Genomic DNA, 22,882 nt, shown 5'->3' on the forward strand with positions numbered 1-22,882 from the left:
GAATATCGCACAGTTACAGACGTTATATCAGTGCTTACTGACTCGTAGCTGACACTTCTGAAACGGGTTTAATAGTGCCGGCGCACCCGTTCCAGGTCTTCCGGCGTATCCACGCCGGCGGCCGGCGCCGCGTCGGTCACGTGCACGGCGATCGGGTAGCCGTGCCATAGCACGCGCAGCTGCTCCAGCGCTTCGATCGATTCCAGCGGCGACACTGCCAGCGCCGGATAGGCTTGCAGGAAGTCGTTGCGGTAGGCGTACAGTCCGATGTGGCGGAGCGGTACGTAGCCGGCAGGCAGGTGATCCCTGGACTGCGCAAAGGCATCGCGGTGCCACGGTATGGTCGCGCGCGAGAAATACAGGGCCCGGCCGTTTTTGTCCAGGACGACTTTCACCACATTGGGATTGAAGGCGTCGGCGGCGTCGTGCAGCGGGTGGGCGCAGGTGGCCATCGGCACCTCGGCGCCGATGCAGGCGGCGGCCGCCTGCAGCAGGGCCGGATCGATCAGCGGCTCGTCGCCCTGCAGGTTGACGATGACCGCATCCAGCGGCAGATTCAGCGTGTGCGCCACCTCGGCAATGCGGTCGGTGCCGGACGGATGGTCGGCGCGGGTCATGCACACTTCCACGCCATGCAGCTCGCAGGCGGCCTGGATGTCGGCATGGTCGGTGGCGACGATGATGCGGGACGCGCCGGACAGCTGGGCGCGTTCAGCCACGCGCACCACCATCGGCTTGCCTCCCAGGTCGGCCAGCGGCTTGTTGGGCAGGCGGGTCGACGCCAGGCGGGCCGGGATGATGACGATGAAGGACACCGCTTATTCTGCCTTGTCTTGCAGGGTGCGCGCTTCGTCGGCCCACATGATGGGGATGCCGTCGCGGATAGGATAGGCCAGGCGATCGCCTTTGCAAATCATCTCCTGCGCCTTTTTATCGTACTCCAGCGGGCCTTTGCAGACCGGGCATACCAGGATATCAAGCAATCGAGCGTCCACGACATTTCTCCACAATTTGGTCGGCCAGCGCGCGGTCGATGCGCGCTGTTACCGGGACGACCCACAGGCGTGGATCGTCGCTGAGTTCTTCAATTTGCGCACATTTTACTGCATCCTTCTCGGTCATCAAGATAAGGTCGGCTTCCAGGCCGGCAAATGGCCGGTCCTGGAAGTCGTGATGATCGGGCAAAGGCAGCTCGGTGATGTGCAGGCCGGCGGCGTTCAGCATGCCGAAAAAGCGTGCCGGATTGCCGATGCCGGCAGCGGCAACGATGCGCAGCGCGCCCCCGGCCTGCTGCCGCGCCAGCTCAGCCAGCGGGCGGCGCTGCGTGCGGTCACGCAGTTGTTCCGCGACGTCGCCGGTCAGCGTCATCTGCACGGCCGCGCCGCCGACGGCCGCGACCAGCGCCGGCGTCAGCTGCGGCGCGTTGATCACGGTGAAATCGCGCCGGCGCGAAACCGGCTCGCGCAGCGGCCCGGCCGGCAACAGCCAGCCATTGCCGGCCGCGCGACCGTCGAACAGAATGATTTCCACGTCGCGCTGCAGCTTGTAGTGCTGCAGGCCGTCATCGGTCAGCAGGATATCGACCTGCGGGTGAGCGGCCAGCAGCGCGCGGCCGGTGGCGGCACGGTCGCGCCCCACCATCACCGGTGCGCCGGTGCGCTGCCTGATCAGCAAAGGCTCATCGCCCACCTGCGCCGGGGTCGAAGCGGCGCTCACCTCGCGCGCGCCCTGTTCGGCACTGCCAAAGCCGCGCGAAATCACGCCGGGCGTCATGCCGGCCGCCTGCAACGCCTGCACCAGCCAGATGGTCAGCGGGGTCTTGCCGGTGCCGCCGATGTAGATATTCCCCACCACCACCACCGGCACCGGCAGCCGCGACGACTTCAGCACGCCGGCGCGGAACAGGGCCGCGCGCAGCGCGCTCAGCGCACGAAACACCAGGGACACCGGCCACAAGGCACAGGCCAGCGGACCGCGCCGCAGCCAGTTGCGTGTCAGCGTGGATGCCAGCGCCGACGAATTATTTTGAGCCACCGGTTTGCGCCGCGAAAGTCAGTTTCTCGTAGCCGGCAAGGCGCGCGGCTTCCATCACATGGATCACCATCTGATGCATGGCGAACTGGTCGGCATTGACAATCACCACCGGCGACTTGCCGGCCGCGCCGCCCTTGCCGGCCGCCTCGCGCAGCGCCTGCGCGAAACCGTTCACATCGCGGAACGAGACGGGCTCGCCGTTGATGGTGTAATTGCCCTTGGCGTCCACCGTCACATTGAGTTCAAACGGTTTCTCGGTGGCCTTCTGCGCATCGGCAGTCGGCAGCGTGATCTGCAGCTCGGTGAACTTGCTGTAGGTGGTGCTGACCATCAGGAAAATCAGGATCACCAGCAGCACGTCGATGAACGGGATCAGGTTGATCTCCGGATCTTCGCGGCGCTGGCCTTTGCGGAAATTCATGACGCGTCCTTATTTGCGCTTGCTGTGGACGATGTCGACAAACTTCACCGCCTGCTGCTCCATGTCGATGATGAAGCTGTCCACCAGCGCGCGGAAGTGGCGGTAAAACACCAGGGTCGGCATCGCAATCGCCAGACCGAAACCGGTGTTATACAAGGCCACCGAAATACCGTGCGCCAGCTGCGCCGGATTGGAACCGGCCGCATTCTGCGAACCGAAAATCTCGATCATGCCGACCACCGTGCCGAACAGCCCCATCAGCGGCGCCAGGGTGGCGATGGTGCCCAGGGTGGTGAGGAAGCGTTCCAGCGTGTGCGCCACGCCGCTGCCGGCCTCTTCGATCGATTCCTTCATCACCTCGCGCGGCGCGTCCACATTGCGCAGCGCGGCCGACAGCACGATGCCCAGCGGCGAACTCTTCTCCAGCTTGTCGATGATGTCGGGCGTGATGTTGTTGTTGCGGTAGACCTGCACCACCTCGTCCAGCAGCTTTTTGGGGATGATCTTGCCGCGGCGCAGATACATCAGGCGTTCGATAATCAGGGCGGTTGCGACGACGGACGCAATCAACAACAGCCAGATGGGCCAACCAGCAGCTTGGAATATGGCGAGCAAAACGAACTCCTAGATATTAACAACCGAATGGCGCAATGTATCGTGTTGGGCCAAAGTCAGCAAGTGTCTGGTGGAGTTCTCAACATTTTCTGTGGACAATAATGTGAGCAAGCCAACAGCTTCCCCCCTAAACCATTGATCTGTAAGGAAATAATTGCTCAGCTTAAAAATCGCGCAGCCAGACGGGAACTTCTCTCAGTTATGCCCAATTTCTGTGGACAAGATTGTGAGCAAGGAAGCGAACTCATGCCAAACGCTTGATTTACAAGGAGATTTTTCCTCTGCGTAAAAAAAGCGCAGCGCTTTGGTAGCCAGACTACGCTCTGCACTTCTACACACTTCTTGTGGACAAGATTGTTAGCAAGCACTTCCACAACATGAAATGCCCTTGATTTATAAGGGATTTTTTGCCCTGAGTAAAAATTTAGCACACCAGTGTTTTTAGCCTGTTTTGAGAGCGAAAACCGGCTTATCCACCACTGACCGGCGAAACGCGACTGATCGCTTTCAGCTATCGCGTGCAACTGGGCACTTCTGCACATTTTGTGTGGATAAGATTGTTAGCAAGGCGCAAGTTACAAAAGCAAGTCATTGATTTGTAATATTTTTATTGCCATGCGCAAAAATAAAGCAGCTGATTTTGAGCGACCGGACCTGCCGCCGCGTGCACTGAAATTCACGTCCAGCGATAGTTCCCGGACGCGGTCTCATCATGGCCGGCACAGAGTTTTGCACAAATTCTGTGGATAAAAGTGTGCGGAACGGTGCACAGGCAGGCTTAAGTCATTGATTTATCAAAATATACTTTCTTTGCGTAAATTTTGAGCATGACAAAATCGGCAACAAGAAAAAGACTATCGATCACCAAAGTTCCACACATCTTTTGTGGATAACTTTGTGCGTAACCGCTGCGGGCGTGGGCAAAGTGCTTGATCCATAAGGCTTTTTCCTACATGCACGCAAATACGGCAGAAATGTTTACCCTTTAAAATCATAGACCTACCTATAATACCTACCGCATTTACTACTCTGTGACCGCTATGTGACCAAACTCACATAGTGTGGATAGTTTCCATTTTTGAAATCCATGAACTTCGACGACCGTAACCAATCCGCCCCTGCCGCCGCGCCGGTAATGAGCGTCAGCGCCCTGAACCAGGCCGTGGCGCGGCTGCTGGAGCGCAGCTTTCCCCTGACATGGATTGCCGGCGAAATCTCCAACTTCACGCGGGCGGCGTCGGGCCATTGGTACTTCACCCTGAAGGACGATGGCGCCCAGGTGCGGGCGGTAATGTTCCGCGGCCGCGCGCAATACGCCAACTTCGTGCCGCGCGAAGGCGACAAAGTCGAGGTGCGGGCGCTGGTGACCTTGTACGGGCCGCGCGGGGATTACCAGATCAATGTGGAAGCCATCCGCCGCGCCGGCGTGGGCTCGTTGTTTGAAGCCTTCCAGCGTCTCAAGGAAAAGCTTGATGCGGCCGGCCTGTTCCACCCGGACCGCAAGCGCGCCCTGCCGATGTTTGCGCGCACGGTAGGCATCGTCACCAGTCCGCAAGCGGCGGCGCTGCGCGACGTCCTGACCGCCTTGCAGCGGCGCGCGCCGCATGTGCAGGTGATCCTCTACCCGACCCCGGTGCAGGGTCAACTGGCGGCGGAAAAGATTGCGGCCGCCATCGACACCGCTTCGCTGCGCGGCGAATGCGACGTGCTGATCGTCTGCCGGGGTGGCGGCAGCATCGAGGACCTGTGGTCCTTCAATGACGAAGAAGTGGCGTACGCGGTGGCGAACTGCCGCATGCCGGTGATTTCCGGCGTCGGCCACGAGACCGACTTCACCATCTGCGACTTCGCCGCCGACTTGCGCGCCGCCACGCCAACGGCGGCGGCCGAACTGGCGGTGACGCCGTGCGCCGACTGGATCGGTTCATTGAAGGCCGACGTGATCGACATCCGCCGCGCCATGCGCCGTGCGCTCAACGACGCCGAGCAAACGCTGGACGGCTACACGCGCCGCCTGCTGAATCCAACGGCGCAAATCGACCAGCAGCGCCACAAACTGCGCGCGCTGGCAAGCAATATGACGCACGCCAACCGTGCACCGCTGACGCAAGCGCGCCACCAGCTGGATCGGCTGAGTGGCAGACTGAGTGGTCGCAAGCCGGACGTGAGCGCCTCGCGCTCCATGCTGGCCGGCCTGCAGCACCGCGCCGTGACCAGCATCGGCCGCCAGCTGCATCAGAAGCGCGACGCGCTGGCCGCCCTGGCCGCGCAGCTGGAATTATTGAATCCCCAGCGCACGCTGGAACGCGGCTACGCCATCGTCACCAACGACGACGGCGCCATCGTCCGCGCGCCATCGCAACTGAAGCCGCAAACGACCATGAGCGTGCGCCTGGCCGAAGGCAGCGCCCAGATCGGCATCAACACCGTCACCTAAAATGGGGTCAAAGTCGGGGTCAGCTCTGACATTCGGACAATCGGGAACTTAATTTTTTTCGAAAGTTCCCTAAACAGGGCCAAATGTCCGAATGTCAGAGCTGACCCCGAATTATGCTGCGGAAAGCATGGCGGACATGCCGGTCAGTACGGGGTTTTGCTCGATGATGACGTAGGTGGGGATGTGCGCCAGGTAGTCGGAGAAGCGGCCTTTTTGCTCGAAGCGGGCGCGGAAGCCGGAGCGTTCGAAGAAGTCGCTCATTTTCAACACGGTGCGGCCGCCGATGTAGATGCCGCCTTTGGCGCCCAAGGTCAGCGCGACGTTGCCAGCCACCGTGCCCAGCATGTCGCAGAAGGCCAGCAAGGTTTCTTCACATACCGGGTCCAGCCGGTGCAGGCCACGGTCCATGATTTCAGCGCTGCTCAGATTCTGCGGTTCCACCCGCGCCCGTTCGCACAGGGCGCGGTACACCAGCGATATGCCTATCCCCGACACCAGCCGCTCGCTGGAGACGTGCTCGTGGTAGCGGCGCGCATAGCGCAGGATGTCGATTTCACGCTCGTTCATCGGCGCGAAGGTGGCGTGGCCGCCCTCGCTGTCGATGGCGATCCAGCGGTCGCCGGCCGGCACCAGGCCGGATACCCCCAGCCCGGCGTCCGCCCCCACCAGCCCGATGGTGGCGCCGCTGCGGATGATGCCGCCGCCGATCTGGTGCTTGTGCTCCGGCGCCAGGTAGGGCAAGGCGCTGGCCAGCGCGGTGAAGTCGTTCACCACTACCAGCGATTTCAGACTGAATTGCGAACACACGGCCTCGATCGAGAACGACCAGTGGTGGTTGGTCATGGTCACCCAGTCGCCGTCGATCGGGTTGGCAATGGCGATGCCGGCAAAGCGCGCCTGGTAGCCGCCCGCCGCCACCGTCGCCGCCTGCGACAGGTAGGCCACCAGCGCCGCCCCCAGGGTGGGATAGGCCTGGCATTCGGTCACCCAGATCGCTTCGATCTGGTTCGGCGCCGTCTCCAGCCCGAAGCTGGCGCTGGTGCCGCCGATGTCGGCCAAAATGCGCGGGCCGTGCGCGCGGTGCGAAAAAGCGTCGCGTTTCATGTCTCGTTCCGTTCTGTCTCTTGTCGTTCTTGCAGGCGCTTAAATTATATGACATACAATGTCATGAAAACGTTTTCAGGCGGCTGTTTATTAAATACCGCCTGCCGCCGAAAGTCAATGCGCCGCAAGATTTATGGTAACCTTCGGCGAAAAGGTTTTCATAACTACATCGATAAAGGAAGCACCTTGGCAGATACACCCCACTCCTCCGGCCCATCAACCCTGATGGATGTTGCGCGCCAGGCGGGAGTGTCACCGAGTACGGTTTCCCGCATCCTGAATGGCACCGCCAAGGTCTCGGACGAGAAGCGCCAGGCGGTGCTGGCCGCCATCGAGCAGATGAATTTCGCGCCCAACCAGATGGCGCAGGGCCTGAAAAAAGGCCGCTCGATGACCATCGGCATTGTGGTGCAGGATATTTCCTCCCCTTTCTTTGACGAAACGCTGCGCGGCGTCGACGATGGTTTGAAAGGCACCGGCTTTGCCTCGGTCATCGTCAGCGGCCACTGGAACGCCGAAGAGGAAGCCGACCGCATCCGCCTGCTGCTGGCGCGCAAGGTGGACGGCATCATTCTGCTGTCCGGCCGCATGGCCGATGACACGGTGCTGAATTTCTCCGCCCAACGCCCCATCGTTTCCACCGGCCGCGCGTTGCACACCCGCACCGCGCTGGGCTTCAAGATGGACAATGAATACGGCGCCTACCTGGCGGTGCACCACCTGATCGAGCTGGGCCACCGTCAGATCGCCTTTATTTCCGGGCCGTCCAACAACAGCGACGCCGATGAGCGTCTGGCCGGCTATAAGCGGGCGCTGCTGGAAGCCAGTCTGCCGCTGGACGAGAACCTGATCGTCGAGGGTAATTATCACGAGGCCAGCGGCATGCTGGCCATGAACCGGCTGTTCGACACGCACCAGAATTTCACCGCCGTGTTTGCCGCCAATGACCTGAGCGCCTACGGTGCGCGGCTGGCCCTGTACCGCAAGGGCATCCGGGTGCCGGACGATATTTCGCTGGTCGGCTTTGACGATCTGCCCGGATCGTCCTACACCACCCCGCCGCTGACCACCATCCGCCAGCCGCTGTACGACATCGGCCGCATCGCGACCCAGGCGCTGCTGCGCATCATCAACGGCGAGGAGGCGCGCGGCGAGGTGCCGCCGCTGGAGCTGATCGTGCGCGAGACCACGCGCCGGGTGCGTTGACGCCGGTAGTATCCACACAAAAAGCGGGCCTTTTCTGCGGTCGCCGCCCATCCGTTTTACAATGGTGGGCGTTTCGACATTTTTAACACCATCACAAAGGATGAACAATGGAACATACCCTGCCACCTCTGCCATATGCCATCGACGCCCTGGCGCCTGCCATTTCGCAAGAAACGCTGGAATACCACTACGGTAAGCACCACCAAACGTATGTCACCAACCTGAACAACCTGATCAAGGGTACTGAGTTCGAAAACCTGTCGCTGGAAGAAATCATCAAGAAATCGTCGGGCGGCATTTTCAACAACTCGGCACAAATCTGGAACCACACCTTCTTCTGGAACAGCCTGACCCCGAACGGCAAAGGCGCACCGGAAGGCGCGCTGGCTGACGCCATCAACGCCAAGTGGGGCTCGTTCGACAAGTTCAAGGAAGAGTTCACCAAATCGGCGGTCGGCAACTTCGGTTCGAGCTGGACCTGGCTGGTGAAAAAAGCTGACGGTTCGCTGGACATCGTCAACACCTCGAACGCCGCCACCCCGCTGACCACCGACGCCAAAGCGCTGATCACCATCGACCTGTGGGAACACGCTTACTACATCGACTACCGCAACGCCCGTCCTAAGTTCATCGAGACCTTCTTCAAGCTCGCCAACTGGGACTTCGCTGCCGCCAACTTCGCCTGAGCGATCCCGGCAGCGTAAGCCAGAAAGCCCGCAGCGCCTGCGCCTGCGGGCTTTTTTTATCCATCGGAGATTGACCCATGACCTACCTCGCGTCCCCCCACCGTTATGACGAGATGCAGTACCGCACATGTGGCCGCAGTGGCTTGAAGCTGCCGCTGATGTCGCTCGGCTTGTGGCATAACTTTGGTGATACCAATACCCGCGCCGCGCAGCGCGAGATGCTGCGCACGGCGTTTGATCTGGGCATCACGCACTTCGACCTGGCCAATAACTACGGGCCGCCCTACGGTTCCGCCGAGGCCAATTTCGGCCACCACTTCAAGCAGGATTTCAAGCCGTATCGCGACGAACTGATTATCTCGACCAAGGCCGGCTGGGATATGTGGCCCGGCCCCTACGGCCAGGGCGGCGGTTCGCGCAAGTATGTGCTGGCCAGTCTCGATCAGTCGCTGCAGCGCATGGGCCTCGACTATGTCGACATCTTTTATTCGCACCGCTTCGATCCCGACACGCCGCTGGAAGAAACCATGGGGGCGCTGGCGCACGCGGTCCAGCAGGGCAAGGCGCTGTATGTGGGGGTGTCGTCCTACTCCGCCGAGAAAACCGCCGAAGCCGCGCGTCTGCTGAAGGAGTGGAAGGTGCCGTGCCTGATCCATCAGCCTTCCTACAATATGCTCAATCGCTGGATCGAGACCGAGGGCCTGCTCGACACGCTCGGCCAGGAAGGCATCGGCTGCATCACCTTCACCGCGCTGGCGCAGGGCATCCTGAGCGACAAGTATCTGAACGGCGTGCCGGCCGATGCGCGCGTCAATCGTCCGGGCGGCGGTTCGCTGCTGCCTTCGCATCTGAGCGAGGCCAATCTGGAACGCGTGCGCGGCCTGAATGAGATCGCCAGGCGCCGCGGCCAGACCCTGGCGCAGATGGCGCTGGCCTGGGTGCTGCGCGATCCACGCATCACTTCCACGCTGATCGGCGCCAGCAACGCCGCGCAGATCCGCGAAAATGTGGCCGCCCTGAAGCACCTGAGCTTCAGCGCCGAAGAGCTGGCGCAGATCGACGCCCAGGCGCAGGAAGGCGCCATCAATCTCTGGGCCGGATCGTCGTCGCACCGATAATGGATCGCTTCAATGCCATGCGCATTTTCACCCGCATCGTCGAGCTGGGAAGTTTCAGCAAGGCGGCGGAGGATTTGCAGATACCCGCCGCCACTGCCACTTATACCATCAAGCAGCTGGAGGCGCGCCTCGGCGTGCGCCTGCTGCAGCGCACCACACGCCACGTCAGCACCACGCTGGACGGCCAGGCGTACTACGAACGCTGCGTGCGCATCCTGGCCGACGTGGAAGAGACCGAGGCCGGCTTCGGCAACAGCGGCGTGGCGCCGCGCGGCAAGCTGCGCGTGGATTTGCAGGGTACTCTCGCCCGGCATTATGTGCTGCCGCGATTGAAGGAGTTCTTTGCGCGCTATCCCGCGATTGAATTGGAGATCGGCATGGGCGACCGCCTGGTCGATCTGGTGCGCGATGGCGTCGATTGCGTGCTGCGCGTCGGTGAGCTGCGCGACTCCAGCATGGTCGGCCGCCGCGTCGCCAGCCTGCAGCAGGTGACCTGCGCCAGCGCCGCTTACTTCGAGCAGCATGGCACGCCGCTGACGATCGACGACCTGCACACGCAAGGCCACCGCGCGGTGAATTTCTTCTCGTCCGCCACCGGCAAGATGTTCCCGTTCGACTTTATCGTCGATGGCGAGGAGCGCAGCATGCATTTGCCGGGCAGCGTTTCGGTCGGCAGCGCCGAGGCCTATGCCGCCTGTTGCGCCAACGACCTGGGACTGGTGCAGATGCCGCGCTATCACGTCGAGCAGGAACTGCGCAGCGGCGCCTTCCGCGAGGTGCTGGCCGCGTGGCGCCCGCGCCCGATGCCGGTATCGGTGCTATACCCGCACCAGCGCCAGTTGTCACCACGCGTGCGCGTGTTCGTCGACTGGCTCAGCGACGTGATGAGCGTCGCCAGCTAGTCAGCTGGTGCGCGACCAGTCGCGCCGTTCTTCACGCGCCGACTGCGGCGGCACGTCACGCTCCACATCGCCATCTTCCTGCTCCGGCACGGCGTCGCGGAATTCGCCATCTACCACCGGTATCGTTTCGACGTGATCGAAGCCGATGTCGCTGCCCGCTTCCGCCATGTCCACGCTGGCGCGCTCGCCGGTGCCCTCGGCGTCGGTGTCGCTGTCCAGTTCCGTATCCGGCTCGCCCACCACGTCGCTGCCGCTGTCGGAGTTGTCGCTCGGGCCAAGCGCGCGCGTGCCGTGGCCGCGCCCCAGCGTGCGGTCGGTGCCTGCCGGGATGTTATCCGGATCCAGTGTACTGTCAGCCATGACTGCCTCCTTGTCAAAAAAATCATTTGACCACCGCACTGCCCGTCCGTCGGTGTGCCACCGAACATAAGGCTATCGTACTCATAGGAATTTTTTACTTTACAAATGTAATGTTCATCTCTATAGTTAAGCCATCAACCAAGGAGAACATCATGAGCACCACGACCAAACACCTGCTGTCCGCTGTCGCCACCGTCGCTTTCGCCATCGCCGCCACGGCCACCACCGTGACCAGCGCCTTCGCGCAGACCACCACCACGCCGGCCGCCACCACCGCCGCCGCCACCAGCACCGCCGCCCAGAACACCGTGGCCAACAGCGCGCTGGCATCGGTCAAAGTCCAGCCAGTGGGCAAGACCCGCGCCGAAGTCCAGGCTGAATTCCTGGAAGCCCGCAAAAACGGCACTCTGCTGGAAACGGAAGCCGACTTCGACGTGGCCCAGACCCGCAAGCATGTCGCCGGCAAGTAAGCAGCAGTGAACAAGCGCTCGTCCGCCGCCGCCCTTTCCCTGTTGGCCTGTGTGCTGGCAGCTTGCGCGGACATGGGCAAGCTCCAGCCGCCAGCCGTGCAGCTGAGGCCCGCCGATCTGAATCCGGGCAAGGCACTCAGCGCCGCCAGTGCCAGCGTCGCCTGGCCGCAGGAGCACTGGTGGGTAGCTTTGCATGACGCGCAGCTGGACAAGTTGGTGAACACCGCGCTGAGCGACAACCCATCGCTGCGCGTGACGCTGGCCCGCGTGCGCCAGGCCGAAGCGCTGGCCGGCGTCGCCAGAGCCGCCACGCAGCCGCGCGTGGACGCCGCGGCCAGCGCCGACCGCGAGTTGTACTCGGCGCACAGTACGATCCCCGCACCACTCGCCGGGAACTACGCGTGGAAGAACACGGCCGCGCTATCCGGTTCCTACGATCTGGATCTGTGGGGTCGCAATCGCGATGCGCTGGCCGCTGCGCTGGATGAAGTGCACATGGCAGCCGCCGAATCGCAGATGGCGCGCCTGACGCTGGAGACTTCCATCGTCCGCAGCTACATCCAGCTGTCGCTGGCGTATGCGCTACAGGACAGCGTGGCGGAAAACCTGGCGCAGCGCCAGCGCATTCTGGACATCACGCGCCGCCGCAAGGCGGCCGGCCTGGCCAGCGATCTGGACGTGGCAAGCATCGAAACAACGCTGCCGGCGGGACGGCGCGAGCATGAGCAATATGGCGAGACCATCGCTCTGCTGCGCAACCAGCTGGCGGCACTGATCGGCAAAGGACCGGGCGACGGCGATACGATCGCCCGGCCAATGCTGGCCTTGCAGGCAGGCGCGCATGACGCGGTGCCGGCCAACCTGCCGGCTGAACTGGTGGGCCGCCGGCCGGACATTGTGGCGCAGCGCTGGCGCGTGGAGGCCGCCGGCTGGCGCATCGAAAGCGCAAAGCAGGACTTCTACCCGAATATCAACCTGGCCGCGTTTGTGGGCATGCAATCGCTGGGCTTCGGGCACTTCCTCGATGCCAGCTCGCACATGCGCGGCGTCACACCGGCCATCAGCTTGCCGGTGTTTGAAGGCGGACGTCTGCGCAGTCAGCTCGGCAATCAGAGCGCGATCTACGACGGCGCGGTCGAGCAGTACAACGCTGCGGTGATACAAGCGATGTCGGACGTGGCCAACGCGGTAGTGAAGATGGAGTCGGTCAGGCAGCAGGATCTGTTGGCACAACGCGCGCTGGCATCGGCGCGGCGCCAGCAGGAACTGGCGGAACGCGCGTATCAGTCAGGCTTGACCGACACGCTCAACGTCATCAACGCGCAGCTGACCTTATTGAACGAACAGCAGCAGATGGCGCAAGTGGCAAGCAAACAACTGGATAACTTCGCATTGTTGATGTCTGCGCTGGGTGGGGGCATAAATCTGGATTCACATTGATACATAAATAGTACAATCAATCCTTTCCAAGAATATTAGAGGAGTGGCAATGAGTAGTTTTGAAGCGACTAAAAAACGCCTAAAAAACATCCATGGCCGAATACCGGAGTTCCCAGAGGAGTTGATGCGCCTGGTGCGCATGACTTACCACATCCAGAAACGGATGAAAGATTTGAGTAACGCCGCATTGCGCAAGTACGAGCTGGTTGACGCCAGCTACATGGTGCTGGCAGTGCTGTACGGTTCGGACAATGAGACGTCGACCGCATCCACGCTGGGCGAAGCCTGCATGGAGAAGCCGGCCAATCTGACGCGCGTTTGTAACGACCTGGAAGCACAAGGGCTGATCACGCGCGGCAACCGCCCTGGCGACCGTCGTTGCGTGATGATCTCGCTGACTGACGAAGGCCGCGCATTGGCCGAGAAGGTGCTGCCGGAAGTGTGGAACAAGACCACCCGCGCCTACGATGGCTTTAGCGCGGACGAAATAAAGCAACTGGAAGCGCTGCTGAAACGGCAGCTCGATAACTTAGAATCTCTTAGCTAGACTTCATCACATGAACGCATCTCCCGCCGCCCAGCCTTCCACGGAACACAGCGCGGCGCGGAGAGCCCTCAACTGGTTGTACGTCGAGACAGCCGACTGGCTGCGCACCGAAGGCGAACGCTGGGTCTTCGTCGCCAAGGCCATGCTGGCCTCCTTCTCCGCCTTGTGGCTGGCCTTCCGGCTGGGCCTCGACGCTCCCTACACCGCACTTGCCACCACCATCATTCTCGCAATGCCCAGCAGCGGCATGGTGCTGGAGAAGGCGTTCTATCGTTTTCTCGGCACGCTGGTCGGCTGTTCGGCCGCGCTGGCGCTGGTGGCCTTGTTTCCACAGATGCCGACGCTGCTGTTTATCGGCCTGGCGCTGTGGGTGGCGCTGTGCACCGGCGGCGCAGCCATGCATCGCAATCAGCAGTCGTATAGTTTTGTGTTGGCCGGTTATACGGCGGTGATGATTGCGGTGCCGGCGGTCGATGCGCCTTCCAATGTGTTCGCGCTGGCGGTGACGCGGGTGACTGAAGTGGGCTTGGGGATTATTTGTTCGGCAGTGGTGCACGATGTGATTTTCCCGCGCCGCCATTCGCGCGCGGTGATGCGCACGGTGCAGGCGCGCTATGCGGGCTTTATCGGCTTTTGCCAGCAGGTGCTGGCGCATCGCATTACGCCGGCGGAGGCGGAGCTTAATCATTTGAAGTTCGCCGCCGATATCGCCGCCTTGGAATCGGGGCGCGCTGCGGCCTTCTTTGAAGCCGGTCACTCACGCTGGCACACGCGCCAGCTGCACGCCTTCAACGCGGCCTTCATGACGGCGCTGACCACCTTCTACACCCTGCATCGCCTCAGCCACCGCCTGCGTGCGGCCGGCGCGATCACCCCGCCCCTCGCCGCGCGCGCCCTCCACCCCGCAACCAACTGCACGGGCCACGGCGTGAGCGATGCAAACGGCGGCGTGGACGGCGGCGCGACCGGCGTGGAGCGGGTGTTGGCGCTGGTGGAGCCGATGTATGCGCATCTGGCCGGCGCGCTGCGCGACGATCTGACTTCTGCGCGGCTGGCGCAGATGCGCCATGCGCTGGCGACCGATGTCGCCGCCGCGCGCAGACAGCTGGCCGCCGGCCCGGCGCTGGAGCGCGCGCAGCAGATCGACTTCGACACCGCCGTCGAGCTGCTGGAACGCTTCGCCGGCAACCTCGCCGACTTCGCCACCTTGTACCACGGCCTGACGCAACAGAAGCGTCAGCAGATCAGCGATCCCGGCGCCTACTCGCCCAGGACGCCGCCCGCCATCATCGCCGCCAGCGGCTTCCGCGCCGGCGCTACGCTGCTGGTCACCGCTGCCATGTGGTATTGGCTGGCCTGGCCCGCGACCATCAACGCCATCCTGATGGCGACGATTTTCTGCGCGCTGGCCTCATCCTCCCCGCGCCCGACCGCGCTGGTGCAACAGGTGCTGATCGGCTTCCTGCTCGCCATGCCGGCCGCCTTCGTCACCGAATTCCTGCTGGTCTCCAAGGCCGACAACTTCTACCCGCTGGTGCTGGCCGCCCTCCCCCTGTTCGCCTGCGGCGCCTACCTGAGCAGCGGCCCGCGCTGGGGCGGCGTCGGTGTCGGTCTTGGCATGTTTTCCGCCACCCTGGTGGTGCCGAGCAACCTGATGCACTACGACGTCGAAGCCTTCATCAGCAGCGAACTGTCGCTGACCATGGGCGTCGTCGTGGCCTATCTGATGTTCAAGGTAGTGCTGCCCGAACACACCATGGGTCACCGCGGCCACGTCGCTGCCGCACTGTGGCGCGAAGCGCAGAACGCCTGCAGCGCACGCCTGCACCGCCTGAAGCGCCGCTTCGACAACCGCGTCCGTGATCTGCTCAGCCAACTCAACGCCGCCGCCGGTCCGGCGCCCAACGTTGAAACCCGCGCCGTCGTGCGCCAGGGCCTGACCTTGCTGGAACTCGGCCACGCCATCATCGAACTGCGTCAGCTACTGGCCGCCTCGCACGCCGGCGCCGCGCGCGACAGCCTGGAAACCGTGCTGCACCTGCTGGCCGCCTATCTGCACACGCCGTCGCGCCAGGGCGGCGAACGCGCAGTGCAAGCCGTGCTGGATGCCGGCACCGCCGTCCGCGCCGCCCTGCCGGACGCTCATCCCGAACGGCGCGCGCGCCTGCACATTGCGCTGACCGATCTGCATTCCATTTACACATCCTTGCTGGACCAGTTATCAGGAGATTTCCATGCCGCGTGAAGTTGATTTTTTTGGCGTGCTGCTGCCCGGCGTAGTGCCGGTGTTTCTGGCCGCCGTGCTGCTGCAGCTGATGCTGGACGCAGGCCTGAGCCACGTCGGCGCCTACCGCCGCAGCTGGCATCCGGCACTGGTGCGGCTCTGCATGTTCGTCTGCATCTTCAGCGCCCTGCTGGTCACCCTGTACCAATAATTTTTATCCGAGAGAGCCTTCTGTGAGCGCATCTAAAATTTTTCGATTTTGCCTGACCTTGCTGTTGCTGGCGGCGGCCCTGTGGATGGGCCGCTCGGCATGGGACCACTACATGGAATCAGCCTGGACCCGCGATGGCCGCATCAAGGCCGATGTAGTCAACATCAGCGCCGACGTCGCCGGCACCGTTACCGAGGTGCTGGTGCACGATAATCAGCTGGTGCAGAAAGGCGATGTGCTGTTCGTGGTCGACAAGGCGCGCTATGAAAATGCGCTGGCGCAGGCCAAGGCCATGCTGACGTCGCAGCAGGTGGAAAAAGGCCGTCGTACGCAGGAAGCCAAGCGCCGCGCGGCGCTTGACAACGCCATCATCTCGGCCGAAAGCAAAGAGACGGCGGAAGCGGCGGCAGGCACCGCGTCGGCACAATATCAGGCGGCGCTGTCGGCCCGCAATCTGGCGGAACTGAACCTGGAACGCACCGTGGTGCGCGCGCCGGTGAGCGGCTACGTCACCAACCTGAATGTGCACGCGGGCGACTTCGCCGCCGTGGGCGCGTCCAAGCTGGCGCTGATTAACGCGGATTCGTTCTACGTAGTCGGCTATTTTGAGGAGACCAAGCTGCCGCTGTTGAAGGTGAACGACAAGGTGGAAGTCCATATGATGAGCGGCGAAACACAGCTGCGGGGTCATATCGAAAGCATCGCGCGCGGCATTACGGACCGCGACGCCAACATGGGCCGCGAAATGCTGGCCGATGTGAATCCAACCTTCAACTGGGTACGTCTGGCGCAGCGCGTGCCGGTGCGTATTCACATCGACGACAAGCCGAAAAATCTCGATCTGGTGGCCGGCACCACCTGCACGGTGGTGATTCATGGATAGCCAGCTGCTACGTCTGTTCCTCGATGCCGCGCAGCTGGGCAGCTTTTCGGCAGCGGGCCGCAAGCATGGCTTGTCGCCGGCGGCGGCCAGTGCCAGCATCCAGCGGCTGGAGGCATCCTTGCAGGTCAAGCTGTTCGAGCGCACCACGCGCCAGCTGCGTCTGACCGAGGAAGGCCGCCTGTATCGCCATTTCAGCGAGCAGGCCATGGCCTTGATGGCGGAAGCGGAAGCCAGCCTGCATGCCGGCAGTGGCGCGGTACGCGGCGTGGTGAAGATTTCCGCGCCATCGGACCTGGGCCGCAATGTGCTGCTGCAGATGCTGGATGCGTTCCGCGCCCTGCATCCGGAAGTGGCGTACGCGCTCACGCTCACCGACAACACGGCCAATATGGTGCAGGAGGATATCGATCTCGCGCTGCGCTACGGCCAGCTGGCGGACAGCGAGATGGTGGCGCGCGTGCTGGCACCCAGCCGGCGCGTGGTGTGCGCGGCACCGTCGCTGATCGCGAAAGATGGCGGACCGGCCACACCCGACGCGCTGGCCTGTCTGCCCACGCTGGTGCTGGTGACGGAGCGCGGGCCAATGCAGGAGTGGCGCTACCGCAGCAATGATGAAGCTGACGAGCGCCTGTCGGTGCGCGTCCGCCGCACGCAGCAGAGCAATGACGGCGAGGTGATACGCAAGTGGGCGATCGCCGGCCAAGGCTATGCCTACAAATCCATCCTCGATATTTCAGATGATCTGCGCTGCGGGCGGCTGGTGACGGTGCTGGACGAATATTTTACCGACAGTGCGCCGCTCAATCTGCTGTATCACCGCAACCGCTATCAGCCACCGCGCATTGCGCAGCTTATTGGTTTTTTACAGGAGCGCTTTGCGGACCTGACATGAGGCCCATTTGCCGCAGCAGCGTGAGATTGTCTTCCAGGTGCCAGTTCTCGGTGATACGGCCGTCGACCACGTGATACAGATCGAAAGCCTGGAAGTCGATGGCCTGGCCCTGCCCCTGCGTGCCGCCGAATTGACCGGTGAAGTGGCCGGTAAAATGCAGCCGCACGGAGACATGGTCACCGTGCGGCACGATGTGGGTGGCTTCGGCTTTCAGATCGGGCACGGCAGCGCGGAAGGCTTTGGAGGCTTGCAGCGGACCGTTCGGGCCTTGTTCGCGGCCCGGCGGCAGCGTGCGGTCAATGAAGCCGGGCGCCAGCGCCTGTTGCGCCAGCGCGGGATCGCCACTGTTCCAGAAGGCGGCGTAGGTGCGGGCGGCATCAACGACCGGATCGGCGTGGGCCGCGCTGGCGGTCAGCAAGGTGGCAAGGACAAGTGCTTTCATGGTGGGCTTCCTTTGGTGGAGTGGATGGAAGCCATTGTCGGCGCAGTGCGGCCGCAGCGGAATGCGGCCGGCGCTTGAAGCACCTTCAATGCCAGGTTGAAGATGCGGCGGTGGGGACTAGCGGGCGCCGGCGGCGTCGATGATGGCGCCGCTGACGTAAGAGGACTGCTCGCTCAGCAGCCACAAAATGGTTTCAGCAATTTCTTCCGGCTGGCCGCCGCGCCCCAGCGGCACGGTGGAGGCCAGCTTGTTCACGCGATCGGCATCGCCGCCGCTGGCGTGGATGTCGGTGTAGATGATCCCTGGCCGCACGCAGTTCACGCGGATGCCTTCCGGCCCCACCTCTTTCGACAATCCCAGCGTCAGCACATCCACCGCGCCCTTGGAGGCCGCGTAATCGATGTAGACGTTACCGCCGCCATGGCGCGCCGCGCCGGACGACACATTGACAATGCCGCCGCCCTGCCCGCCGCGCGCGGTCGACATGCGCCGCACCGCCTCGCGGCTGCACAGGAAGTAGCTCAGAATATTGGTATTGAAGACGCGCTGCAACCGCTCGGCCGACATATCGGCCAGCTTGCCCTGCTGTTCCAGCACGCCGACATTGTTGACCAGCGCCGTCAGCGGCCCCAGTTGCTGGTCCACTGCCGCGAACAGGCGCAGCACGTCGGCTTCGACGCCAACATCGGCCTGCACGGCGATCGCCGTTCCGCCTTCGCCCGTGATCTGCGCGAGCAAGCGCTCGGCCGCGTCGGCGTTGCTGTGATAATTGATGCAGACCGCATAGCCGCGGCGGCTGGCCAGCAAGGCCGTCGCCGCGCCGATGCCCCGGCTGCTGCCGGTGACCAGCATCACCTGCTGCATTACTTCTCAGGGCTGAGATGACTCAGCGCGTAAGTCAGATGCTGCCACCAGTGGTCGCGCGACTGCACGGTGCGCAGGCACTTGCGGTCCAGTTCCGTCTTGAAAATCGGGTCCATGCACTGCTTGGTCAACAGCGCGTTGCGCTGGTTTTCGGCATTCACCAGCGCCACGCACAGCCAGAAGATCACGCCCAGGAATACCACCACCAGGCTCCACGCCAGATGATTGATGTAGGCCCATTCAAACAAGGTCTCCAGTGCCGGTGAAGATTCCTTGTAAATCTTCATGACCTGGCCTTCGGCCTCCTCTTGCTCGTTTCGTGGGAATTTCATCGCCTTACCCGTCCTTCCTTGATTACTTCTTGCCGGCGCGTTCCTGCAGCGACTTGGCCACCAGGCTGTCCACCACCTGGAACATCACTTTGTGCGCCGCGTCGGCCGAGGTCAAACCGTGGCCTGCCACTGCCGGCGAGGTGGTGTAGCGACCGTCGATCACCAATGCCGGCACACTATCCAGTTTATACTGAGTTGCCACTTGCTGCGCGCGTTTCAGCTTGGTCTGGACGCCAAACGAATTGAAGGCTTCCAGGTACTTGGCCTTGTCCACGCCGTTCTTTACCACGAAGTCCAGCAGCGCGGCGTCGGTGTTCAGGCGGTTGCGCTCGACATGGATGGCGCGGAACAGCTTTTCATGCAGGTTGGTGACGTTCATCGCCTCCAGCGTGTAGAACGCCTTGGCCTGCGCGTCGTCGCCCATGTGCATGCGCTTGAAGACCACCTTGTCGCTGTTCTTCTTCACCCAATCAGCCAGCACCGGATCCAGGGCGTTGCAGTGCGGGCAGTGATACATGAAGAACTCCAGCACCTCGACCTTTTTGCCGGTGTCCGGACGCGGGCCGTTGACGGTGTTGTAGTCCAGGCCATCCTTGAAGTCGGCGGCGGAGGCGCCGGCGGCAGCGGCCATGAAGGCGACGGTGGCAAGCAGTGGGCGCAGGAAGCTCAGGAAACGCATAACAGTCCTTCAATCAGAGATAAGTGGCAAACGCGGGCAGATTACCACTTTTTGCGCCGTTCGGCCCATGTATTAAGCTGGCTTTAAGGACGGTGCTGTCGGGCTGTATCGAGTTTCTCGCACAGCACGGCCAGGCCGTCGGCAATCCGCGGCGTGGCGCGCACCAGCAGTTCGCTGTCCAGCATGAACAGGTTGTTGCGCTGCACCGCCAGCAAGCCCTTGTACGGCTTCCAGATGTTGATGCCGGCCTGGCCGTCATGCTGCTCGCCGCCGATGATGGCTTCTGGATTTTCCTGCAACACGGCTTCGGTACTGACCGAAGGCGCGGTCACCTTCAGCCCCGCAAACACATTGCGGCCGCCGCACGCGCGCAAGGCATCCGTGACAATATGCTCGCCGTTGAGCGTGAACAGCGGTTTTTCCCAGATCTGGTAGAACACCCGCACCGGCGGGCGCTGGGCGTAGGCGGCCGTCAGCTTGCTGACCTTCTGGCGATAGTCCCCGGCCGCCGCTTGTGCGGTGGCTTCAGTGCCCAGCAGCTTGCCGAGCCGCGTCAGGCTGGTGGCCACATCGTCAAGCTTCTTTGGTTCGCTATGGAACACGGGGATGCCGAGGCTTTTCAATTGCGCCAGCTGGCGCTCGGTGTTCCCGCTGTGCCAGACCACCAGCAGATCCGGGCGCAGCGCCAGCAGGCGCTCCACATCGATCCGCGCGTCGCTGCCGATGACCGGGATGCGTTTGGCCGCTTCCGGATAATCGCTGTAGCTCATGGTGCCGACCACGCGCTCGCCGCCGCCGGCCGCGAACAGCAGCTCGGTGATGTGCGGCGCGGTCGAGATCACGCGCTGCGCCGGTCTGGCCAGCGTGACGCTGTTGCCGGCATCATCCTGCACGGTGATTGCCGCTTGCGCCGCGCCGGCCAGCGCCAGCATCAACATCGGAAGCGCGCGCCGCATCAGAAGTCGTAGCGCGCCGAGAGTTTCAGCTGGCGGCCGTTGGATGGATAGATGCCGCCCTTGCAGCTGAAGGCTTGCGAATAGTATTCCTTGTCCGTCAGGTTCTGGCCCGCCACGGCCCACTCCCACTGGCCGAACCTGCGCGCGTAGCGCGCGTCCAGCGTGGTGTAGGATGGGATCTGGCCCGGGCAGCTGTTGCTGAAGTCCGAACCGTAGCGCTGCTGGTCCACCCACTGCGCGCCGATATCGGCGGTCTGGCCCTCGCCGGTCCAGCCCAGGCGCACGGTCAGGGTGTTCTTCGGCACCAGCACCATCTCCCTGCCGTTATTCGCCCCTTCGCGGAACTTGGCCTGAACGTGCTGGTAATGTGCGCTGACGGCCCATGCGGCATCGATCTTCTGCTCCGCATCCAGCTCGAACCCCTGGCGGCGGGTCGGGTCCAGATTGGTGTTGGCGCCAAAGCCAAAGTTCAGCGTCGGGTCGTAGAAGATTTCGTTGGCCAGATTGTGGCGGAACACCCGCGCGGTGACCTTTTGCATGACGGCGGCGTAGCTCAGACCCAGTTCAGCGTCGTGCGACTGCTGCGGTGCGAGCGGCTGGTTGTTCTGCGGCGTGACCGCATTTTCGTCCGAATTGGCCACGCGATAGCTCTGACCCAGCTTGCCGAACACGGTCAGGCTGGCGGCCGGCATATAGCTGGCTTGCAGTTCCCATGCGTTCAGGCCTTGCACGACGTTATAGCCGGCGGTGGCGTAGTTGAGCGGATCGCTGAAATCCTTGTCGAAGATTTCGCGCCGCACGCCGGCCGAGATGCGCCCCTCGTGCGCGGCATCGAAGCGCAGTTCATCGCGCACATAGAGTGCTTTGGATTTCTGGTTGGCGTCGGCGTTGGAGCTGGCAAAGCCAGCGAAGTCGGCCAGGCCGGTGCGCTCCCACTTGATGAAGTCGATGCCGGCGACCAGTTCATTGACCAAGCCGTTGATGGCGCCCAGCTTGCGCACGCGCGGTGAGAACTGCCACGTTTTGCTTTCCGCGCTGGTTCGGTATGCGCCAGCGTCGGAGAAGTAGGCCGCTTCCACCGTCTTCTTGCGGTAGGAAAGATCAGCGGCGAGGTCGTGACCGGCCACACGGTATTGGCCGAACACAGTCAGGCGGTCGCTGTCGAGCGAGCCGTGGTCGTTCGGGGTTTTGGTCTGGCGCGGATTGGCGTTGAATTCCGCTTCCGTCAGCGAACCGGCAAAGCGCATGTCCTGGCGTGCGCCTTCATAGCGGAAGCCGATACGGTCGAACTGGTTGGCAAACCATTGCGCACCGCCGCTGAAGTGGGTTTGCTTGAAGTCGTTGTTGTCGCGGTAGTTGTCGGTGCGCTGGGTGTCGAGCGTGGCGTCGGCCGCGAAGTTGTCCCATGCCTGCGCACCGGACACGCGCACTTCGCCGGCGCGGAACTGGCCGCCCTCGACAAACACGCTGCCACGGCGGCTGTTGGCGCCCGGACGTTTGGTGACGATGCTGATTACGCCGCCGGTGGCGCCGTCGCCATACAGCACGCTGGCGCCGCCGCGCGTGATTTCGATGCGCTCGACGGTGTCAATCGGGATGGTCGACAGGATAGCGTTGCTCAGTTCATTTTCCGACAGGCGCACGCCATCCATCACGATCACCAGGTTCTGGCTGCTGTTGGTGCCGAAGCCGCGCAGGTCGAGACCGAAGTCCGGGCTGCCGTCCAGCGACTGGCGGCCGTACACGCCGCCGATTGTGCGGATGGCCGCATTCACGTCGTTCGCGCCCGAGCGGCGAATCTCATCGGCGTTGATGATGATGGCGCCTATCGGTGCCAGCGATGGATCAGCGTCGAAGCGCGCGCCGGTGACGGTCACGGTGCCGACGTCTTCGGCGTGGGCGGCAAAACACAGGGATACGGCGGCAGCCAGCAGGCAGGGACGGAGTGCGGTCATGATCAGTCTTTCAAAATTAAGGCCCCGGCATTATACGCTCGGCAAGATCATTCAGCTTTTAGATATGATCTATCTATATTTACAGCATTGATTGCACGGGCATG

At 62.8% G+C, this 22,882-nt stretch carries 25 protein-coding genes; 12 read left to right on the forward strand and 13 right to left on the reverse strand.

All coding sequences use genetic code 11. From position 1 onward, the window contains the following. Positions 1–68: 68 nt before the first annotated feature. Genes kdsB through ABDW57_RS16065 form a run of 5 tightly spaced genes read right to left on the reverse strand, consistent with a single transcriptional unit; the run spans position 69 to position 3,070 of the window. Entirely contained in the window at positions 69–815 is a 747-nt protein-coding gene (kdsB, locus tag ABDW57_RS16045; protein WP_343731177.1) for a 3-deoxy-manno-octulosonate cytidylyltransferase, read from the reverse strand. A 3-nt stretch (positions 816–818) separates the two neighbouring features. Beyond that, complete coding sequence (locus tag ABDW57_RS16050) at positions 819–995, reverse strand: Trm112 family protein (RefSeq protein ID WP_008446346.1); 177 nt, start codon at positions 993–995, stop codon at positions 819–821. Beyond that, a complete protein-coding gene (gene lpxK, locus ABDW57_RS16055) occupies positions 976–2,034 on the reverse strand; it encodes a tetraacyldisaccharide 4'-kinase (RefSeq protein ID WP_343731178.1) in 1,059 nt (352 codons plus the stop codon). Before lpxK ends, ABDW57_RS16050 begins: the two co-directional genes overlap by 20 nt. Next, entirely contained in the window at positions 2,021–2,455 is a 435-nt protein-coding gene (locus tag ABDW57_RS16060) for a biopolymer transporter ExbD (protein WP_343731179.1), read from the reverse strand. The genes lpxK and ABDW57_RS16060 overlap by 14 nt, the downstream gene beginning before the upstream one ends. Positions 2,456–2,464: 9 nt before the next feature. After that, positions 2,465–3,070 (reverse strand): MotA/TolQ/ExbB proton channel family protein, encoded by a 606-nt coding sequence (locus tag ABDW57_RS16065; protein WP_343731180.1) that lies wholly within the window; start codon positions 3,068–3,070, stop codon positions 2,465–2,467. A 1,087-nt stretch (positions 3,071–4,157) separates the two neighbouring features. Between ABDW57_RS16065 and xseA the strand changes: the two genes are divergently transcribed. Continuing rightward, positions 4,158–5,507, forward strand: coding sequence for an exodeoxyribonuclease VII large subunit (gene xseA / locus ABDW57_RS16070; RefSeq protein ID WP_343731181.1), 1,350 nt, complete (start codon positions 4,158–4,160; stop codon positions 5,505–5,507). Positions 5,508–5,618: 111 nt separating this feature from the next. Here the strand turns inward: xseA and ABDW57_RS16075 are convergent, their stop codons facing one another. Continuing rightward, positions 5,619–6,611, reverse strand: a complete 993-nt coding sequence (locus ABDW57_RS16075; protein ID WP_343731182.1) for a glucokinase — start codon at positions 6,609–6,611, stop codon at positions 5,619–5,621. A 225-nt stretch (positions 6,612–6,836) separates the two neighbouring features. Here ABDW57_RS16075 and ABDW57_RS16080 point away from each other — a divergent pair, with 225 nt between their 5' ends. The 4 genes from ABDW57_RS16080 to ABDW57_RS16095 all read left to right on the forward strand — a co-directional run bounded on the left by ABDW57_RS16080 (position 6,837) and on the right by ABDW57_RS16095 (position 10,523). Further along, a complete protein-coding gene (locus tag ABDW57_RS16080; protein ID WP_343731244.1) occupies positions 6,837–7,817 on the forward strand; it encodes a substrate-binding domain-containing protein in 981 nt (326 codons plus the stop codon). 107 nt (positions 7,818–7,924) lie between these two features. After that, positions 7,925–8,503, forward strand: a complete 579-nt coding sequence (gene sodB / locus ABDW57_RS16085) for a superoxide dismutase [Fe] (RefSeq protein ID WP_343731183.1) — start codon at positions 7,925–7,927, stop codon at positions 8,501–8,503. A 77-nt stretch (positions 8,504–8,580) separates the two neighbouring features. Then, complete coding sequence (mgrA, locus tag ABDW57_RS16090; RefSeq protein ID WP_343731184.1) at positions 8,581–9,621, forward strand: L-glyceraldehyde 3-phosphate reductase; 1,041 nt, start codon at positions 8,581–8,583, stop codon at positions 9,619–9,621. Next, the gene (locus tag ABDW57_RS16095; protein WP_343731185.1) at positions 9,621–10,523 is read left to right on the forward strand and encodes a LysR substrate-binding domain-containing protein; all 903 of its coding nucleotides are present in this window, start codon (positions 9,621–9,623) and stop codon (positions 10,521–10,523) included. The genes mgrA and ABDW57_RS16095 overlap by 1 nt, the downstream gene beginning before the upstream one ends. Here the strand turns inward: ABDW57_RS16095 and ABDW57_RS16100 are convergent, their stop codons facing one another. Then, positions 10,524–10,883 carry a hypothetical protein gene (locus ABDW57_RS16100; protein ID WP_343731186.1) on the reverse strand — a complete coding sequence of 120 codons (360 nt, stop codon included), beginning with the start codon at positions 10,881–10,883 and terminating at the stop codon, positions 10,524–10,526. 152 nt (positions 10,884–11,035) lie between these two features. On the opposite strand from ABDW57_RS16100, the gene ABDW57_RS16105 reads away from it, so the two are divergent. From ABDW57_RS16105 to ABDW57_RS16135, 7 genes are all read left to right on the forward strand, one after another. Next, positions 11,036–11,353: a DUF4148 domain-containing protein gene (locus ABDW57_RS16105; RefSeq protein WP_343731187.1), complete on the forward strand. Its 318-nt coding sequence runs from the start codon at positions 11,036–11,038 to the stop codon at positions 11,351–11,353. Between the two features lie 6 nt (positions 11,354–11,359). Continuing rightward, positions 11,360–12,793 (forward strand): efflux transporter outer membrane subunit, encoded by a 1,434-nt coding sequence (locus ABDW57_RS16110; protein ID WP_343731188.1) that lies wholly within the window; start codon positions 11,360–11,362, stop codon positions 12,791–12,793. A gap of 163 nt (positions 12,794–12,956) precedes the next feature. Then, a complete protein-coding gene (locus ABDW57_RS16115; protein ID WP_343731189.1) occupies positions 12,957–13,340 on the forward strand; it encodes a MarR family transcriptional regulator in 384 nt (127 codons plus the stop codon). 10 nt (positions 13,341–13,350) lie between these two features. Then, positions 13,351–15,585 (forward strand): FUSC family protein, encoded by a 2,235-nt coding sequence (locus ABDW57_RS16120; protein WP_343731190.1) that lies wholly within the window; start codon positions 13,351–13,353, stop codon positions 15,583–15,585. Continuing rightward, complete coding sequence (locus ABDW57_RS16125; protein ID WP_343731191.1) at positions 15,575–15,775, forward strand: DUF1656 domain-containing protein; 201 nt, start codon at positions 15,575–15,577, stop codon at positions 15,773–15,775. The genes ABDW57_RS16120 and ABDW57_RS16125 overlap by 11 nt, the downstream gene beginning before the upstream one ends. Positions 15,776–15,797: 22 nt before the next feature. Next, on the forward strand, positions 15,798–16,658 hold the full coding sequence (locus tag ABDW57_RS16130; RefSeq protein WP_343731192.1) for an efflux RND transporter periplasmic adaptor subunit: 861 nt from the start codon (positions 15,798–15,800) through the stop codon (positions 16,656–16,658). Further along, on the forward strand, positions 16,651–17,550 hold the full coding sequence (locus ABDW57_RS16135) for a LysR family transcriptional regulator (protein ID WP_343731193.1): 900 nt from the start codon (positions 16,651–16,653) through the stop codon (positions 17,548–17,550). The genes ABDW57_RS16130 and ABDW57_RS16135 overlap by 8 nt, the downstream gene beginning before the upstream one ends. Here ABDW57_RS16135 and ABDW57_RS16140 read toward each other — a convergent pair. The 6 genes from ABDW57_RS16140 to ABDW57_RS16165 form a co-directional block, all read right to left on the reverse strand. After that, the gene (locus tag ABDW57_RS16140; protein ID WP_343731194.1) at positions 17,510–17,992 is read right to left on the reverse strand and encodes an ester cyclase; all 483 of its coding nucleotides are present in this window, start codon (positions 17,990–17,992) and stop codon (positions 17,510–17,512) included. The two genes, ABDW57_RS16135 and ABDW57_RS16140, sit on opposite strands and share 41 nt — an antisense overlap. 117 nt (positions 17,993–18,109) lie before the next feature. Next, a complete protein-coding gene (locus ABDW57_RS16145) occupies positions 18,110–18,856 on the reverse strand; it encodes an SDR family oxidoreductase (protein WP_343731195.1) in 747 nt (248 codons plus the stop codon). Beyond that, positions 18,856–19,188 (reverse strand): hypothetical protein, encoded by a 333-nt coding sequence (locus tag ABDW57_RS16150; protein ID WP_343731196.1) that lies wholly within the window; start codon positions 19,186–19,188, stop codon positions 18,856–18,858. Before ABDW57_RS16150 ends, ABDW57_RS16145 begins: the two co-directional genes overlap by 1 nt. 22 nt (positions 19,189–19,210) lie before the next feature. After that, positions 19,211–19,867, reverse strand: coding sequence for a thiol:disulfide interchange protein DsbA/DsbL (locus ABDW57_RS16155; protein ID WP_343731197.1), 657 nt, complete (start codon positions 19,865–19,867; stop codon positions 19,211–19,213). A gap of 83 nt (positions 19,868–19,950) precedes the next feature. Then, on the reverse strand, positions 19,951–20,823 hold the full coding sequence (locus ABDW57_RS16160) for a cobalamin-binding protein (protein WP_343731198.1): 873 nt from the start codon (positions 20,821–20,823) through the stop codon (positions 19,951–19,953). After that, on the reverse strand, positions 20,823–22,778 hold the full coding sequence (locus ABDW57_RS16165; protein WP_343731199.1) for a TonB-dependent receptor: 1,956 nt from the start codon (positions 22,776–22,778) through the stop codon (positions 20,823–20,825). The genes ABDW57_RS16160 and ABDW57_RS16165 overlap by 1 nt, the downstream gene beginning before the upstream one ends. Positions 22,779–22,882: the final 104 nt, after the last annotated feature.

This window comes from Duganella sp., assembly GCF_039595735.1.
In the GTDB taxonomy this organism is placed as follows: Bacteria; Pseudomonadota; Gammaproteobacteria; order Burkholderiales; family Burkholderiaceae_D; genus Rugamonas.